14 protein-coding genes are annotated in these 16,763 nt (G+C 46.2%); 5 read left to right on the forward strand and 9 right to left on the reverse strand.

The genetic code is table 11. The annotated features are described in order from the left end of the window. The coding region (locus GZ78_RS29450) for a type I secretion C-terminal target domain-containing protein (RefSeq protein ID WP_051786086.1) at positions 1–1,560 on the forward strand (1,560 nt) is incomplete at its 5' end. Here the strand turns inward: GZ78_RS29450 and GZ78_RS11905 are convergent. The 3 genes from GZ78_RS11905 to GZ78_RS11915 form a co-directional block, all read right to left on the reverse strand. Continuing rightward, a complete protein-coding gene (locus GZ78_RS11905) occupies positions 1,548–2,648 on the reverse strand; it encodes a hypothetical protein (RefSeq protein WP_034835698.1) in 1,101 nt (366 codons plus the stop codon). The two genes, GZ78_RS29450 and GZ78_RS11905, sit on opposite strands and share 13 nt — an antisense overlap. Positions 2,649–2,694: 46 nt before the next feature. After that, positions 2,695–3,837, reverse strand: coding sequence for a pentapeptide repeat-containing protein (locus GZ78_RS27435; protein ID WP_051786087.1), 1,143 nt, complete (start codon positions 3,835–3,837; stop codon positions 2,695–2,697). Positions 3,838–4,046: 209 nt separating this feature from the next. After that, positions 4,047–4,379: an ArsR/SmtB family transcription factor gene (locus GZ78_RS11915; protein WP_034835701.1), complete on the reverse strand. Its 333-nt coding sequence runs from the start codon at positions 4,377–4,379 to the stop codon at positions 4,047–4,049. A 320-nt stretch (positions 4,380–4,699) separates the two neighbouring features. Here GZ78_RS11915 and GZ78_RS11920 point away from each other — a divergent pair, with 320 nt between their 5' ends. Then, complete coding sequence (locus tag GZ78_RS11920) at positions 4,700–5,377, forward strand: HAD family hydrolase (RefSeq protein ID WP_051786088.1); 678 nt, start codon at positions 4,700–4,702, stop codon at positions 5,375–5,377. Positions 5,378–5,472: 95 nt separating this feature from the next. On the opposite strand, the gene GZ78_RS11925 is transcribed toward GZ78_RS11920, so the two are convergent. From GZ78_RS11925 to GZ78_RS11945, 5 genes are all read right to left on the reverse strand, one after another. Then, the gene (locus GZ78_RS11925; protein WP_034835703.1) at positions 5,473–6,510 is read right to left on the reverse strand and encodes an ABC transporter ATP-binding protein; all 1,038 of its coding nucleotides are present in this window, start codon (positions 6,508–6,510) and stop codon (positions 5,473–5,475) included. Then, positions 6,507–7,241, reverse strand: a complete 735-nt coding sequence (locus GZ78_RS11930) for an ABC transporter permease (protein WP_051786089.1) — start codon at positions 7,239–7,241, stop codon at positions 6,507–6,509. The genes GZ78_RS11925 and GZ78_RS11930 overlap by 4 nt, the downstream gene beginning before the upstream one ends. A 31-nt stretch (positions 7,242–7,272) precedes the next feature. Continuing rightward, the gene (locus tag GZ78_RS11935; RefSeq protein ID WP_034835708.1) at positions 7,273–8,124 is read right to left on the reverse strand and encodes an ABC transporter permease; all 852 of its coding nucleotides are present in this window, start codon (positions 8,122–8,124) and stop codon (positions 7,273–7,275) included. Positions 8,125–8,134: 10 nt separating this feature from the next. Further along, positions 8,135–8,944, reverse strand: a complete 810-nt coding sequence (locus tag GZ78_RS11940; protein ID WP_034835711.1) for an alkaline phosphatase family protein — start codon at positions 8,942–8,944, stop codon at positions 8,135–8,137. Between the two features lie 481 nt (positions 8,945–9,425). Further along, the gene (locus GZ78_RS11945) at positions 9,426–10,487 is read right to left on the reverse strand and encodes an ABC transporter substrate-binding protein (protein WP_034835714.1); all 1,062 of its coding nucleotides are present in this window, start codon (positions 10,485–10,487) and stop codon (positions 9,426–9,428) included. Positions 10,488–11,525: 1,038 nt separating this feature from the next. Here GZ78_RS11945 and GZ78_RS11950 point away from each other — a divergent pair. From GZ78_RS11950 to GZ78_RS11960, 3 genes are all read left to right on the forward strand, one after another. Continuing rightward, complete coding sequence (locus tag GZ78_RS11950; protein ID WP_034835717.1) at positions 11,526–13,211, forward strand: NAD-dependent malic enzyme; 1,686 nt, start codon at positions 11,526–11,528, stop codon at positions 13,209–13,211. A 135-nt stretch (positions 13,212–13,346) separates the two neighbouring features. After that, positions 13,347–14,204, forward strand: a complete 858-nt coding sequence (locus GZ78_RS11955) for a phytanoyl-CoA dioxygenase family protein (RefSeq protein WP_034835720.1) — start codon at positions 13,347–13,349, stop codon at positions 14,202–14,204. A 348-nt stretch (positions 14,205–14,552) separates the two neighbouring features. Continuing rightward, positions 14,553–15,872: a dicarboxylate/amino acid:cation symporter gene (locus tag GZ78_RS11960; protein WP_152558675.1), complete on the forward strand. Its 1,320-nt coding sequence runs from the start codon at positions 14,553–14,555 to the stop codon at positions 15,870–15,872. Between the two features lie 166 nt (positions 15,873–16,038). Here the strand turns inward: GZ78_RS11960 and GZ78_RS11965 are convergent, their stop codons facing one another. Then, positions 16,039–16,656, reverse strand: coding sequence for a TetR/AcrR family transcriptional regulator (locus tag GZ78_RS11965; RefSeq protein WP_034835722.1), 618 nt, complete (start codon positions 16,654–16,656; stop codon positions 16,039–16,041). Between the last annotated feature and the right edge of the window lie 107 nt (positions 16,657–16,763).

A 16,763-nucleotide genomic window follows, 5' to 3' on the forward strand; every position in this document is an offset into this window, starting at 1 on the left:
CTGGTTGAAAACAATAATCCAATTTCAACCTTTACGGCTTCAACGTTCAATTACACCAGAAGTGGTAATCATACTCTGGCAGACTTTATTGGCAGCGATAGCAGTACTCTGACCGGTAATGGTGATATGCCAGGTCAGACATTTGCGCTCAAGATGACGGGTTATATTCGTCTAACAGCAGGTACCCATGATTTTAATGTGGCCTCGGATGATGGTTTCAGGTTGAAAATCAATGGTGACACCGTTACTGAGTTCACCGCCCCCAGAGGGGTCGCTACAAGTTCTGGAAACTTCACAGCGCCTCAGGACGGCCTATATGAAGTGGAGCTGGTTTACTGGCAGGGGAATTTCGGAGCGGATATGGTTGTCAGCAGTTCGACCGCAGAACCTTTCCAGTTTTACGATATGTTGCCTGCGGGTGCTGAACCGGTGAGTGGGCAAAGTTATTACGACCTGCCTACTCCGGATATCGTCGTAGATGTAGCTTCAGATGTTGCTCTTTCAGCCGGCACCGATAATGGTGATGGTACCTGGGCACTCAAAGGCAGTGACCTTAATGACTTGACCATGACCAATACGGGAACTAATGCCTGGGATGACAGCCTGACATTCACAGCGAATAAGGAAACCAAACGCAGTATTTCAATCGGTGACTCAAGCTTTGAAAGTCAGTCTCTGGGCGACAACAGTTTTGTTCACAATCCAACAGGGACAGCCTGGAATTTCTCAGGAAGCGGTCAAAACGGTATCCATGACTACGACTCAGTAGCATTGGATGAGCAGTCTACGGAAGGTACAGATACTGCATTCATCAATCAAGATGGCGGGGTTATCTCGCAGACATTATCTGAGAACTTTGACCTTAACTCTGTTTATGAGTTGCAGGTGGATATCGGTAATCACAAAAATTCTGCTGGGATGGGTGATTATGAAGTGCGTATCAAAGCAGGTGGAGTAACACTTGTTGCAGATGGCTCTTTAACTCCGGCAGAAGGGCAGTTTGAAACACTGACACTGACTCTAGATGGTTCCTCTATTGCAGCAAACTCTGCTGCAGTGGGTCAGCCTATAACCATAGAGCTGGTCAAGAACAGTGGCTACCAGGTTGCGTTTGATAATGTCCGGCTAACGGCCACTACCACTGAACAAGTGGCACAGGAAACAGTCAATACAGATCAGAGTGATCAAATCACTGGCGGAGCCGGCGATGACGTTCTTACCGGTGGTAATGACAGCGATACCTTTATCTGGGAAGCTTCTGATATGGGATCATTAGTCACCCCGGCAGAGGATATTATCAAGGATTTCCATACAGGCTCTGGTGGGGACATTATTGATCTGAGCGATGTTTTAGTGAACGATGCAGAGCCCCTTGATCAATATCTCAGCCTGAACTTTGATAACGGTGATACCACCATCGAAGTGAAGCCTGACGCCAACGGGGGAGTCACCCAAAAGATCAAGCTGGAGGGCGTTGACCTCTCTGGTTATGGTGGAGGCAGCACTGATTCGGAAATTCTGAACAACTTGATCAGTGATGGAAACCTTCAAATCGATTGATCTGATACAGGCCGTGTGGGAAACAGCTTGAAACGCCAATCTTTTCCCACATTTTGAGATACTCCAAGACGGCTTTTACGAGTCTTGGGACTCCCTGCAAAAGACAAACGCGCACTCACCAGCTTTTCAGCCTGATCTTCTGCCAAACCAGCCTCAGAAGTCAGATGATTTTTTATCCTGCTACGCCACCAGATCACATCTTCCGAAAAAGTTTGGCCTAATTGATTCGCATGAGCCAAAGTAATGTGAAACTTATCCAGATCCATTGAGTTGGCATTGAAATGTCTTAGTAAAGTCGATAATTCCTGAAGCTCCGCCTCAAAATCCGGATTGAGCATATCGAATGTATAGGTCACCTGCTGAGCCTCATTCAAAGAAAGGGAAAGCTCATCTGTAACGCCACCATCGGGTTTGGTTTGTACGAGCATCGTTTTGTATTTCAACGACTTCCCGGGGATATACAGATGGCCAGAATCTTTAAACTGGGTTTCATCAAGTTCTTTTCCAACAGATTCGAAAAGCCGGTTTCCTCTTGTATACGAGTCTCCCACTGCCTGAACAAGACTGTTTCTACCACTCCCTTCTGATCCCAGAACCAACCAGTAATCGGGTACTTTGATTTTTTGCCACTTTTTGATCTGCGCTGGCGATGGCAACTTTACCCCGGTACTGTCAGGATTTCCTCCCAACTTTAGATACAACTCTTTAAAACGACGATAAATACTGTCTTCTGTAGTTTCCAAAAAACCCTGATAAACCTGTAACTGATTGAGCCATCGAACAGCCTTTAGATGATTTCCCTTCAGATAGTCATTTTCAGCTCTGAACAATAAAGTCACAGCCGTCTTGTCTCTGGCCCATTTCGAAACCACTGATAATGCTCGACAGGCCAACAGGGCCAGTCCATTTGAAAGCGGTGTAATTTTTCCATTAATGAGTGGTCTATCAACAAAAGAGGGGGGTATATCGGGAGATTGCCGTCGTACATCCACTGGACGGATTGATTGATCTTGTTGCTGGGGAGCAGTATGTGAGGTTCCGACTAATCGGCCAGGCTGCTGATTTGAATCAGGAGGTAATAAGTTCATGGTTCACCTCCTCTTATTCTTGCCCGGGGTCTGAATCAACCGATACTCATTCGATTGAAGTTTCTCCATCCAGACCGGTGTGATTCATGGTCCAGGCTCCAAAATCAGAGTCCCTAATCAATGCTCCTACAAATGAGCTGCGATCAAATCGGGCATGGCTGAATTCAGCTTGATCAATCGTAATATGATCGAGACGACAGTGGTTAAACGATGGACTCTCTTCAAGGCTGTAACATTCCCTGAACTCACCCTGTTCAAAAACCACCTCGTTGAACTGGGTACCTTCCATCAACGCAGAATCCAGATCGACTCGAGTAAAACAACTGTTTGAGATTCGGGTTCTGACCAGCTTGGGGACATTGAATTCACAGTCGGTCATTACCACCTTGTTTAAAGTACCACCGGAAAATACAGGTCCGTCCTGTAAACTGTCACAACCTCTGAAATGGCACTCTTCCATCAAGGCATTATTGAAGTGAGTACTCGACAGGGTGCAATCTCTGAATTCAATATTTCTGAGTTCTGACCCTGTAAAATTTGCGTCATCCAGAAAGCCATGAATAATCTGGCTGTTGTGCATCTTCAAGCCCATGCATGAACTGTTATGAAAGCTTTGAGCCCCCATATTACAGCTCTCAATCACTGCATTATCCAGACAACTCTGGTCAAAATTCACCGCGAATAGGTTACTGTCTACCAGCCGGGCATCGTCCAGTCTGCACTGCCTCAGATCGGCGCCATCCAGAATAGAGTCTTCAAAAATAGTGTCCTTGAGATCTGCGCCTCTGAAATCAGCACCGGATAAATCGCACCCTTTAAATCGGGCTCCTCTCAGCTTGGCCTTCCTGAAATAACTGCCTTTCAGATCGGTTTGATTGAAACAGACTCGTTCCAGATCCCGGCCTTCAAGATTAACATCTCTCAGAATTTGCCGTGAAGGTACATTCATACCAGGATGAAGAAGATCTAAAAGCTCCGCAGCCAGATCAACAGAAGCCTGTGTGCTCGACACCAATTGAGCCTCTCCAGCAGGTTCTATTGCAATACTGTAATCACCCAGTCCTTTCAGAAGAATGGGACTTTTTCCGGAAAGTCCTGCGGTTTTCATTCCTCCTGTGGCCAGCACATCAAACCTGCCCAATCCCTCTTGAGCATTCTGCTTGGTATCTTTCCCTGAATCGGACACCACTGAGCCTCCCTGGCTGATATTTAACGGTCTACTATGAAAATTATTTCATCACCCAGATTGAAGGGATGAATTTCTTCATGAATAGCTGTCTATTGAATTCGCCCGATGAACGGAAAGGTTTAGATTGCGGTCATCAAAAGACATTGATAACCGCAGCAGGGAAAGCCTTTACAAGAAAAAATAAAACTTTAGTCCATTTTTAATAGCAGTCAGTCACAAGGTTCCAGAACATGACTGGCAAGATCAAGCACAACATGCCGGATATGATGGTCATCCAGCTCGTAGAGCACCTGCTTACCTCTACGGGAAGATTTGAGAATTCTTGCTTCTCTGAGCCCTCTGAGATGGTGACTAGTCAACGGTTGAGACATACCTGAAATTTCTGACAGGCAGCAGACAGGCTGTGGAGCATCAATGCAAGCCATAACCAACTTGAGGCGCCCCTCATCCCCCAGAAGTCTGAAAAGAGAGGCCAGCCTGGCCAACTGCTCTGAAGACATTTCTGGTAATTCAGTACAACAGGGCTGATGAGTTTCAGTCATAGAGAATTACATTTTAAAAAGTACATTTAGATTAAACCGCTATGAGCTAAAAACATCAGCTCATTTTTATACTGACCGGACAAGTCTAACTCGACTCACCCATCACCTGAAGTCAGACATCATTACTTTTGAAAAATTCACCAAAAGTAACCAGACCTCACATTACAATCGAAAGACCAGTCTAAAGCAGTACTCCAGGAAACACCTAAAAATAAAATATGAGCCTATATTTTATTACTATCAGATCAACAAGCTAACTCGAAACAATTAACATCTACACAATGTTAGAATAAGAGAAGCCCAACACACTACTAAAGCCTATGAAAAATGAACTGAAAGCTGTGCTGTTCGATATGGATGGACTGATCTTTGACACCGAAGTCATTCATCGACAGTGCTGGATACTGGCCGGCCAGTCCTTTGGGTACGAAATCAATGACATTTTTTTTAAACACAGTACTGCCACCACAGGCAAAAAAACCCTGATACTACTCAATGAGCTCTTTGGAAAGGATTGTCCGGCAGAAGCCTTTTACCAACAGAAAAAAGACTTTTATCAGGAGTACATCAACTCCCACCCCACTCAGACAAAAAAGGGGTTTGTAGAACTGTTTCAATGGCTACGCTCCCAACCTCTGAAATTAGGTCTGGTAACGTCTTCAAGAAGCACTTCTGTTAATCATCATTTTGCCTCTAGAAGCGAGCTCGCAAGCTTTAATGTCGTGGTCACATCTGAACAGGTTGTAAACGGAAAACCAGATCCTGAACCTTACCTGCTGGCGTGCCAAAAGCTGGAGGTTGCGCCTGAAGAAACTGTGGTTTTTGAAGATTCAAACAATGGGATACGATCTGCCTTCAAGGCTGGGTGCCGAACGATAATGGTGCCAGACTACCTACCTCCGGAAGAAGATGTACAACAGCATACATACGCTATCCTGGACAGTTTAAGTGATGCAAGGCCATTGTTGACCGATCAATTTTTGATTGAAGAGCCTTAACCCTCTACCCCATACCGTTCGCACTGAGGTTGTCGAAGTGCGTGACCAGCATCCTTCGACAGCTCAGGATGACGGAGTATGTACACTTAGCTGCACTAGACCGCTTCTTGTGTATCTTCGTCTACTTCTCTGATTTCCCGAGTGTTGAATAACAGCTCGAGTGGAGCGCCTGCGGGAAAGATCCGCTCTGAACTTCTATTGAGCAAGTCCACCAGCAATTCTACTCCACTGACATTGACGCGGTAACGAATGACATTACCCAAAAGCAAATAGTCAACCACCTGACCACGTACCGGATGCCGTACATGATCCGCATACTGGCGGCCTTCTTCACGAACGTAGATAGACTCCGGCCTGATAGCAATCTGCTTTTCTGACTTTATTCCGAGCGCTTGATACGCCTGAGTGCTACTCAGCAGGTTATAGTTTCCTATAAAACGAACAACAAAAGCATTGGCAGGCTCCGTGTATATTGCTTCCGCCGTCCCGTTTTGAATAATCTTGCCATGGTTCATCAACAGAATTCGATCTGACAGTGTCAGCGCTTCTTCCTGATCATGAGTAACAAACAAAGTGGTCAATCCCAATTCCTTTTGAATGGACCGAAGTTGTTCACGCAGATTTTTTCTGATTCGGGCATCCAAAGCCGATAACGGTTCGTCTAACAACAGTATTCTAGGCCTCACAATCAGAGATCTTGCCAGTGCAACCCTCTGACATTGCCCGCCTGAAAGTTCTGAAGGATAACGCTGTTCCTTCCCTCCCAACTCTACGAGTTCTATCGCCTCTATAACCCGCCGGGATCGCTCAGAAAGAGGGACTTTCTGCATTTTCAAACCAAAAGCAATATTCTCCCGAACCGTCATATTTGGAAAGAGCGCATAGCTCTGAAATACCATCGCAATACCACGTTCTCTGGCAGGCAAATCGGTGACGTTTGCGCTATCAATAAATAGCTGCCCTTCGTCTAACTGAGTAAGGCCTGCAACACATCGTAGCAATGTTGATTTTCCACAGCCTGAAGGTCCCAGAAGCGTGACAAATTCGCCTTTCTCCAGAGCAAAATCGATGTGGGTAAAGACCAGACTATCGTCATACTTTTTTTCCAGTCCCTGCGCCCTGAGGAAGCTCATTGTTTTTTTCCCCACTGCCCGGCCAGTATCGTCATCAGCATGATCACCAGAAAATAACTGACCACCACCGCACTACTGAAATGTCCGCTTCTTGCCTTCATATTGAACAGATACACCTGCACCGTTTCAAACCGGGTTCCCACCAGAATATTGGCAAACACAAATTCTCCAATCAGCAGAGAAAAACTCAAGAACAGGGAAATCATCAAACCCGTTTTCAAATTCGGTAACACAATGGTAAAAAAAGCCCGAAAAGTGCTCGCGCCCAATAAATGAGCGGCATCCAGCATATCCTGAAGATTAAGATTCGCCATATTGTTGGCAATAGCTCGGTAGGAAAAAGGCAAAGCTACCGTGAAGTAAGCCCCTAATAAAATCCACGGAGTTCCTGTCAGCGTGATCACATCATTAGAGAAGATTTGCAGCAACCCAACCGAAGACACCACCGGTGGCACAGCAAAGGGCAGCAAAATAATGAAATTCATGAAGGGTTTTAAGAAAGGGAAATAGTAGAAAACAATAAATGCCGTCGGAACCACCAATATCAGGGTCAGTATAAGCGCCCCCAGGCACACCATAATAGAATTCATCATCGCCTGTAAGAATCGATGCTCGACAAACAGAATTTTGTACCACTTAAAGGTAACGCCGTCGGGTAGCATGCCTGAAGACCAGCTGGTACTTATGGAATAGAGCAAGGTTCCCAGCAGTGGCAGCATCATTATCGACATGAATACGATGATAACTGACAGATGTCCGATACTATTTGACCTTCGCACGTAGCCTCCCCGGCTTGATTAACCATTCATTTGCCAGTGTTACCAACATCAGAATAAAAACCAGGATCATAGAGAGGGCACTTGCGAGCCAGGGGTCCAGAAAGATATCGCCGGAAATCAGATTACTGATTCTGATCGTGAGAAGGTTGTAATTACCCCCTGTCAGGGCAAAAGCAGTAGCCATAGTCCCCATGGCATTCGCAAAGAGGATAATAAAAGTCCCAAGAATACCGGGCATCAGAACCGGTAGCCCAATATTCAACCAGTATCGAAACTTACCAGCCCCCAGTAGACAAGCCGCTTCCTGCCATTCATCCCTGAGCCCTTCCATGGCCGGAAGCATCAGCAAAATAGCCAATGGGATTTGAAAATAGCTGTATATCAGAATAAGGCCAAAGGCTGAGTAAAGATTAAAACCATGTCCAATATTCAGCTGATCAAGCAAAGCTATTAGACAACCATTAGCTCCCAGCAAAATAACAAATGCAAATGCCAGTGGAACACCGGAAAAGTTGGCAATCATATTAGAGATCGTCAGGGTTGCTTCTTTGAGGCGACCGGACAGTCGATGCAGTGACCAGGCGCAGGGCAAAGCCAGCAACATTCCAGCAATACTAGAGTAAATACTGATTTTCAGACTGTTGTAGATTGCCTGTCGGAAATATCGGCTTTCCAAAATAAACTGGTAATTGTCCACCCCCCACTCTTCCCCCATATTGCTTTTGAAACTGTTCACTAACACCCACAGCAGAGGAAGAACTTGAAAAAGAAAAAAAGTCAGAATAAAGGGTGCCAACAGCAAAAGCGCCGCTCTTTTCGCCTTGTAAAAAGCCATATTGTACTTCTCAGTGAACAGAGCTTATAGGCAACAACTTACCATGTTGCTCAATTCCCAGAGCTTCACAAGCCAAGCCACATATATGCAACTGCTTCAGCTGCATACTTCGAAGGTCATCAAACGTTTCCCCCAGCAGAAACAATGGCACTTCACGCTCTTCGGCCAACGTACCACCATGACTGCACATACCGTTCATACCGTGATCACTGGTTACCAAGATCTGATATCCAGCCTCTACCCAGTCAGGCAGATATTCGGCCATCTGTACATCCACTGAGCTCGCTGCCATACGATACTCTGCCGACAGCGAACCATAGTGGTGTCCTGCATCATCTACATTCATTGGATGAATCAAAAGAAAGTCAGGGTCATGAGTGGCTCTAAGATATTCAGCATCAGCAAAAAGATGGCTGTCAGGATAATGGTCAAGCCAATAGAAAAGACCATTCTGGATTAATTGAGCCGGATTGTTTTGAAATCGATCTTTCAGTGGCTGGAAAGGCGTATGATTGTAAAGCTCACTGAACATAAAATAGGCTGCGGCGGCTGTCGTTTTGCCATGATCCCTGGCCAGGGAGAAAATGCTGCTCTGATTTGACCTTCTGGCCATATTGTTCGAAAGAACACCATGATCAAGAGGGCGAGCTCCCGTCAGTATGGTTTCATAGAGAGGTCTGGAGAGACTGGGTAGTTCACAGACCAGTTTGTGCAACTGGGCCCGGGACAGTTCTACATACCCCATCAGGCACCCCATACATTCACGAGCCACCTGATAGTTCAAACCGTCAAGAATAATCAGTATGAGCTTGTTACTCATGATTCACTCCGGATACCCGTTCACGGTTAACACCGGGAACAACCTTTACACAGAGCAGTCGAAAAACACTGCTACCTGCATGCAAGTCTGACTGATAAGCCATAGGAGCTTGACCAAAAATAGTGGTCAGACGTCTAGGAGGCTGACCGAGAATAGACAGTCCGGCCTAAAATCCAGAAAGAACGGCCATCTTTTCCACTGGATTTGCTTAAATAGGTCAACTATTCGCACAAATCCAGTGAAAAAGCTGACTCGTTCTACTGAATTTTATGCTCGGACGCTATTCTCGGTCAGCCTCCTAGAAACCCTAAGTTTCAAAGCATAAAAGTCAAAACCGTTCGAGAAATACTAGTCGAGTTTGATTATTCTTCAGTAAATAATTTTCTATAAAAAATAGATTCGAATCGCTTAAGTTCGATTACTGATCTCGATGCCTGGTTTAAGAAGACACTCTTCACAAAGCTGCGTTTGCTCAGACATTTCAATTGAGATAAAAAAGCACATAATCCTGCCACAGATAAGGTACCTCTCTGGCACTTCTTCGCCATGCAGAAACATCCTTGATCAAACGCGCATTACGATATTGCTCCTCAGGTAAAAGATATTTTTTTACGTCATCAGGCAGGGACACAGGTCGAATAGGCCGGGCAAAGCCTCTGGCCAGATTAATCTGGCCCGCATCACTAAGAATATATTCACGCGCCAATTTGGCGGCGTTGGGGTGCTTCGCCCACTTATTGATAATAGTGCTGTAGCCACTGATGACAGAACCATCGCTGGGAATGACCACTTCAAACTTTTTAGGGTCAATGATGTTTCTGTAGTTCAACGCATTAAAATCCCAGAGTACTGCGACTTCTATTTCTCCCCGCTCAAGATTAGTAACACTGGGAGGAACAAGTGTCAGCCGCTTCTCCTGAGCTAATTTTGAGAACAGCCTGATGCCCGGCATGAGATCTTCTTCACTCCCCCCCATTGCAATGGATGCTGACAATACCGCATTCGTAGGCTGACTCCCTTTCCCTACGGGTCCAATGGATAATTTCTGGCGGCCGTTGAGCAGGTCCTTCCAGCTTCGGGGGACTGATTTCACTTTTTCAAGGTTTACAATAAAAGACATTGTTCCTGTATAAGACAGCATCCAGTGACCATCCGGATCCTTTGCCCAATCAGGAATTTCATGCCAGGTGGATGGCTTATAGGGCTGGGTAATAGATTGAGACTTGGCTACACTGGCAAACTCAAGACCAGAGTCACCAATATCCAGAGTTGAATGTTTACGTTCTGCCTTTATTTTTGAAATCACCTCAGCACTGCTCATATCCGTATCTCTCTGAGCAATGCCATACCTTTTTCTCAGATCACGCCATGTCTGGCCCCAGTTAGCCCAGTCATCAGGCATCGTCGCGGTTTCCAACCGGCCTTCATCAGAGGCTGCTTTTTCAAGACGCTGCAAATCTGTCAAGGCAAAGGCCTGCCAGGAAAACAATAAGCCTACCGCCGACATCACTGAAAATATCACCAACCAAAGCTGTCGCTTCATCCTGCTTCCATCTCGTTTAGTCAAGAAAGAGTCGGCGCCATACGAAAAATACGCCTCTTATGAAGTTCCGTTAGCCAAAATGCAGATACAGGAAAAAGTCTCACTGCAAATCAAGAGGTAGTATGGTGGAAAAATTCAGCTTGTCAGGTAGGAGAATAAGCAACTGAAGAGAGAAAGATATCCATATAAAAATAATCAAGCAGATGGGTTTACAAGCTGTGGGGTCAAAATCTTTGTGCTGCTTCCATGCAACCCGTCAGCTAATTGTTATGTGTAAGGTTATTTTTATTGCTCTGAGACAATATAAAAAAACCTTGTTAGGCTGAAAGGGTCCGTCTTGGTAGCAGTACCTCAAACAATCACCCTGCAAACCTATCTGCTTGCTGCTGACACGTTATTATTTTTATTCGTGGTCAGCTGTATCAGCCTGTTATTATTTTTATTCTGGCTGTTTTTATTATTCTTGAACCTATATATACAAACCTCGTGCCAACTTTTACCAACCGGTCCAAACCACCCAAGATAAGTACATATAACTAGAGGGGCGACAAATAAACCTACCCCATGGACTGGTCTATTATGTTACCCACGAAACCCAAGCGGGTAACAGTCACAATATTATGTAACACTCTTACTCAACAAAACGACGATGGTTGCTTTATAAGCAGCAACACATAAACAAAAGCTCGTACTATCAATTTGTGCAGGGTGGTTTTCTCAGAACGCAGTGCCCTGACAAAATTTCAGACGCCTGAAATTCAAAAAACAGTGCCTGTATACTGTCAGTAAGATATTTTTATCGGTAATGAACTACGCATCACTTCATGACAGCCATAGATAGAGACTTATCCAGTAATAAGCACGCATGGTCACTTCGGCTTTTCCTGTCTATTTAAGATGAAGATCAACACTTATCCTTAGACTCACAAATCATGACAGTGCCAAGCACCTCTGCAAACTGGTATAGAAGCCAGATTCGCGGGGTTACCCGTCTTGAACACCTGATGCACTCTCCAGAGCCACCACTGGAACTGAATAATGACCGATCTAGACTCCAACAGCATTCATACCGGCCTTTCAGGTCGCATGCTTCTCGAAAACCCCTTGCTGAACAAGGGCACAGCCTTCACGTTTGAAGAGCGAAGTGAACTGGACTTGCACGGCCTGCTGCCTCCTCGTGTCGAGACACTGGAAGAGCAATGCCGTCGTGCCTACAAGTCATTTGTGATCAAACCGACCCCTATTCTCAAGCATATTTATCTGCGCTCCCTTCAAGATACGAACGAAACGCTTTTCTACGCTCTGGTTCAGCGTCATCTCCAGGAAATGCTGCCTATCATCTATACCCCTGTGGTAGGTCAAGCCTGTCAGAGATACAGCGATTTGTATCGTCGTCCTCGTGGCCTCTATATCTCTTTCCCTGAGCGGGACCAGATTGATGCGATGCTGGCAAACTTCAAACGCAATATTGAAGTCATTGTGGTCACTGATGGTGAGCGTATTCTGGGTCTGGGCGACCAGGGTATTGGTGGTATGGGTATCTGTATCGGTAAGCTTTCTCTTTACTCTGCTGTAGGTGGTATCACACCCAACCTGACACTGCCCATCACTCTCGATTGCGGCACCAATAACAAGAAACTGCTGGAAGATCCCAATTACCTGGGATGGCGTCATGAGCGAATTGGTGACGACGATTACTATGAGTTTCTCGAACTGTTCATTCAGGCACTTAAACGTCGCTGGCCAAATGCTTTGCTGCAGTTTGAAGATTTCGCTATCAACCACGCTACGCCTCTGCTGGAGAAGTACCGTGACGAACTTTGTACCTTCAACGACGATATTCAGGGTACTGCCGGTGTCACTGCTGCAACCCTGATGGCTGCAGCCAAAGCCGCTGGTAAATCCATTGAAGACCTGAGCGTAGCCTTCCTGGGCGCCGGCTCAGCCGGTTGTGGTATTGCTGAACAGATTATTCGTCTGATGGTAGGTCGTGGCCTGTCTGACGAAGAAGCCCGCCAGCGCATTTACATGGTCGATCGTGATGGTCTGGTGCACGACCAGATGGAAGGCCTTCGTCCGTTCCAACAGAAGCTGACTCACCGTTTTGCCGATATCGAAAACTGGCCTGCAGAAGGCGGAGCTTCCCTGGCCGATGTCATTCGTATTGCCAAACCGGATGCCATCATTGGCGTTTCCGGACAACCGGGCCTGTTCACCCAAGAAATTATTGAAAATATGGCAGCCAATCACGAGCAGCCTATTATCTTCCCACTGTCGAACCCGATCAGTCAGGTGGAAGCCCTGCCTGAAGACATCATCAAGTGGACTAACGGCAAAGCCCTGATTGCTACTGGTAGCCCATTTGAGCCCGTTCAATTTAATGATCGTGCCTATCCTATTGCCCAGTGCAACAATATTTATATTTTCCCTGGTCTGGGTCTGGGTGTGTTGGCTTCTGGCGCAAACCGTATTTCTGACAAGATGCTCAACGTAGCAGTAGAAACACTGGCTCTGGCCTCTCCTGCGCTGGTCAATCGGGAAGCCCCCTTACTGCCTCTGATGGATCGTATTCAGCACGTCACCAACGACATTGCCCTTGCAGTCGCTCTACAGGCTCAGAAGGAAGGTCTGGCACCAGTGACTGAACTGACCGATCTGGAACAAAAGATCAGAGCGAAGCGCTGGAGCCCAGAGTATCGTCGCATCCGTATGTCTTTCTGCTAATAGTTCTTCTCTTTCTAATGGTCTGCTGACCATTGCTTTCTGTTTGCACGTCTTTTGACGTGCAAACAACCTACCTCCATTCCATTGCTATACTGTTTGCCCTCAATTAGGAATCTATCTTCTTTAAGGCTGAGCATGAGCTACCGGGAACTGGGGTATCAGGTTTTCAATAACGTCATCTCTGACAATTGCAGGGAATCTGCCAAGAATGAAATCAACCGCATTCGCAATCTCTTCAAACAGGACAAACAGCTTCTGAGTGACTATGTTGTTCCTCTGTCAGAAATGTCGGACTATCTAAGTCCATTGGGAGATCAACAGGATATTGAGGAGGAACCTTACCTGATTGGTGAACCTGTAGAGCTGTCCAGCACCTTTGCAATGCTCATAATTAACCCGGATCTCTGGGATATAGCCAGCGCAATTCTGGGTGACGATGAAGTCGTTTACCACTTCTCCAATGTCACTAGAAAACTAGCTAATAATGACCCGTCTTTAAGCTGGCACAGAGATTTTCCCAATCAGTATATCTGCCCGGAACACTCCGACCATTTTTTCCGATTACTGCTACCACTGGAAGACATTCAACCAGCCCATACCTGTACCCGGATTATTGCCAACAGCCATACTCTCAGTGACGAGCGAGCTATCAGGGAACACAAAAAACAACCTCTGGATGTTAATAACCATGAACAAAGCATCTCTCTGGAACTGAAACCCGGACAAGCCGTCGCCATTCACCCAAAGCTGATTCATGGAGGTCAGGTTAATCGTTCTCCTCTGGACAGAAATTTGATGGTCATCCAGTTTGGTCTACCCACTCATCACTGGCTTTACCATGAGGAACCCAGCATGCTGACAGGTCTTAATCAAACCGAGATTCTTGAGATGCTGGATACCAACATCAACCCCCTAACCCGGAACCTTGAATCAAGCCTTGATCAGACTGGAAAGTCTGTTACAGATTCCTTCAAAAAGGCCTCACAACAATAGATAAATCAACCAGAAAATCAGGACAACCAAGTTAAATACATTAAAAACCTGGTATTTTGATCATTCTTTATCCATTTATTGATCCAGATCAAACCCGCTTTATAGCAAACAAACTTAAGCTGTATAAAGATCGGGGGTGCTGGAGCAATATATTGTGACCAGCACAACCTGCCAAATAACCCGGCAGGCCTATTAAACTCCATAAGCGCCGCAAGAAATCGCTGGAGTTGTTCAGCGATAACACTTCTAAAAAAGTCTGATCTAACACTTCCCCGTATAACTCTTTCGTGAAAGTAAAAACACAGCTGAAAAACGAAAGAGACATGTTTGGCAATACAGGAAATCAATATGAAGCAGTGGATTCGACTTTCCCTCACAGCGAAAGTGCTGATCGGCATGATGGCAGGCTTGGCTATAGGTCTGGTAATGCGCCAGTTTACAGGTAGTACTTTTATTGAGCACTACCTGGTAAATGGCGTATTCAACGTCATTGGTCAAATATTTCTGACCGCTTTGAAAATGATCGTTGTACCTCTGGTATTTACGTCTATCGTTTGCGGCGCTTGTTCCCTGAAAGATGTTACTGTTCTGGGCCGCCTGGGCGGAAAGACCGTTGTCTTTTATCTTCTGACTACCTGTATTGCTATCTGTCTGGCAATGGGTCTGGCTCTGCTGATAGGTCCGGGTGAAGGTGCCAATCTGGAAAGCGCATCTTCTTTTGCTGCTTCTACCGCCCCCTCCATCACCGAAGTCATTATCGGTATGTTCCCGGCTAACCCCATTGAAGCCATGGCTTCCGGAAACACACTGCAGATCATCGTATTTGCCCTGCTGTTTGGTATTGCCATCGCTGCTGCAGGCAAGCCTGCTGAACCCATCGTAAAACTGTTTGTAGCTCTGAACGAAGTCATGATGAAGCTGGTTACACTGATCATGAACCTGGCGCCATACGGTGTTATGGGACTGATGGCCAAGCTCTTTTACACTATTGATCTGGGTGCCATCGGTAACCTGATTCAATACTTCCTGGTCGTTTTGGGTGCTCTGGCTCTTCAGCTGTTCATTACTTATTGTGGTCTACTGAAAATAACGACGGGCCTTAGCCCTCGTATCTTCCTGAAAAAGATTCAGGATGCCTTCATGTTCGCTTTCACTACAGCCTCCAGTAACGCCACTATTCCAGTGACTCTGGAAGCCGTTACCCGTCGTATGGGTGTCAGCAACAAGGTCGCTTCTTTCACTATCCCTCTAGGCAGCACCATCAACATGGACGGTACTGCCATTATGCAGGGTGCAGCAACCGTCTTCATCGCTCAGGCCTTTGGCATTGATCTGGGTATGAGTGACTATCTGATGGTTATTGTGACCGCTACTCTGGCGTCTATCGGTACTGCAGGTGTCCCTGGTGTTGGCCTGGTTATGCTGGCGATGGTTCTGCAGCAAGTTGGTCTGCCTCTGGAAGGTATTGCTCTGATCATGGGCGTGGATCGCCTGCTCGACATGGTTCGCACCGCAGTTAACATCACTGGAGACAGCGTAGTAACTTGTATCGTAGCCAAGAGCGAAGGCGAGATGAACCAGCAGGTTTATAACGACCTTGAAGCGGGTGAAAGCGATGAAAACATCGACTTCCACCACATCGGTGATCAACAAGGCCAGGGTGCCTGAAAGCTAACTGACTGATTTTCTTGAGGCCGGCTACTATGTCGGCCTTTTTTATGTACAGGACGTCCGGTATCCCAGAAATGCACGACTACAGGAAGTAGGAGTTAGAGTGAAGCAGGATGCCCGAGCCGGGGAGCAATTTCTGGGATATTGTCATTTATTGGCGGCTTTAGCCCTGCTTAACCGCCATGGTCAAGGTCATTTCACACAACTGCTCCAGATCCAGACGGCCATCAGGGTCATACCAGACTTTCACCCACGATATAGCACCTCGTAGAAAATGCCTGAGAATATGTGGGTCGATCACCAGCAAGCCGTCTTTTTCACACGCTTTTAAACTATTTAGCCACAGACTTTCATACTGATCCCGCAGTTCCAGTATATCGGCCTGACTTTCTTCGGTGAGTGAGCGCCATTCTGACAAAAGTAAAGACATAGCCTCACCGGTATCGCCTATTATGGATTCAATCTCACATCGAATCAGAGCAAGCACCTGCTGTTTGGGGTTCGTTGTACGGGAGAGGGCTTCCTGCATACGCGCAGTATTGATGTGAATAGTCTCAACCAGCACCGCTTTTAAAATCGCTGCTTTATTGGGGTAGTGGTAGAAAAGACTGCCAGACTGAATCCCCAGAGCCTTTGCCAGCTCTCTCACTGTCGTACGCTCGTATCCCCTCTCAACAAACAGATGAGCCGCCGTTCTTAACAAACGACCTTTGGCACTGTCAGGGGCATTGATAATTTTTTGATCTAACAGTGTCTGCAGAACAGAAGGTATTTCACTCACACATTCGACCTGAATCCGTACTCAACATTGAGAGCAATGCCATGTAAACCCTGCATCACTCACCCAAACCATGAAATAACCTGCGCATGATAGAGCAGTCATTTCAT

The sequence above is a fragment of the Endozoicomonas numazuensis genome, assembly GCF_000722635.1.
GTDB lineage: Bacteria > Pseudomonadota > Gammaproteobacteria > Pseudomonadales > Endozoicomonadaceae > Endozoicomonas_A > Endozoicomonas_A numazuensis.

Excerpts from the sequence above, each read along its gene's own strand:
- GZ78_RS11930 (WP_051786089.1), bottom strand. The coding sequence starts at position 7,241 with ATGTCGATAATGATGCTGCCACTGCTGGGAACCTTGCTCTATTCCATA.
- GZ78_RS11905 (WP_034835698.1), bottom strand. The coding sequence starts at position 2,648 with ATGAACTTATTACCTCCTGATTCAAATCAGCAGCCTGGCCGATTAGTC.
- GZ78_RS11935 (WP_034835708.1), bottom strand. The coding sequence starts at position 8,124 with ATGGCTTTTTACAAGGCGAAAAGAGCGGCGCTTTTGCTGTTGGCACCC.
- GZ78_RS11940 (WP_034835711.1), bottom strand. The coding sequence starts at position 8,944 with ATGAGTAACAAGCTCATACTGATTATTCTTGACGGTTTGAACTATCAG.
- GZ78_RS11950 (WP_034835717.1), top strand. The coding sequence starts at position 11,526 with ATGACCGATCTAGACTCCAACAGCATTCATACCGGCCTTTCAGGTCGC.
- GZ78_RS11945 (WP_034835714.1), bottom strand. The coding sequence starts at position 10,487 with ATGAAGCGACAGCTTTGGTTGGTGATATTTTCAGTGATGTCGGCGGTA.
- GZ78_RS11915 (WP_034835701.1), bottom strand. The coding sequence starts at position 4,379 with ATGACTGAAACTCATCAGCCCTGTTGTACTGAATTACCAGAAATGTCT.
- GZ78_RS11955 (WP_034835720.1), top strand. The coding sequence starts at position 13,347 with ATGAGCTACCGGGAACTGGGGTATCAGGTTTTCAATAACGTCATCTCT.
- GZ78_RS11960 (WP_152558675.1), top strand. The coding sequence starts at position 14,553 with ATGAAGCAGTGGATTCGACTTTCCCTCACAGCGAAAGTGCTGATCGGC.
- GZ78_RS11925 (WP_034835703.1), bottom strand. The coding sequence starts at position 6,510 with ATGAGCTTCCTCAGGGCGCAGGGACTGGAAAAAAAGTATGACGATAGT.
- GZ78_RS11920 (WP_051786088.1), top strand. The coding sequence starts at position 4,700 with ATGAAAAATGAACTGAAAGCTGTGCTGTTCGATATGGATGGACTGATC.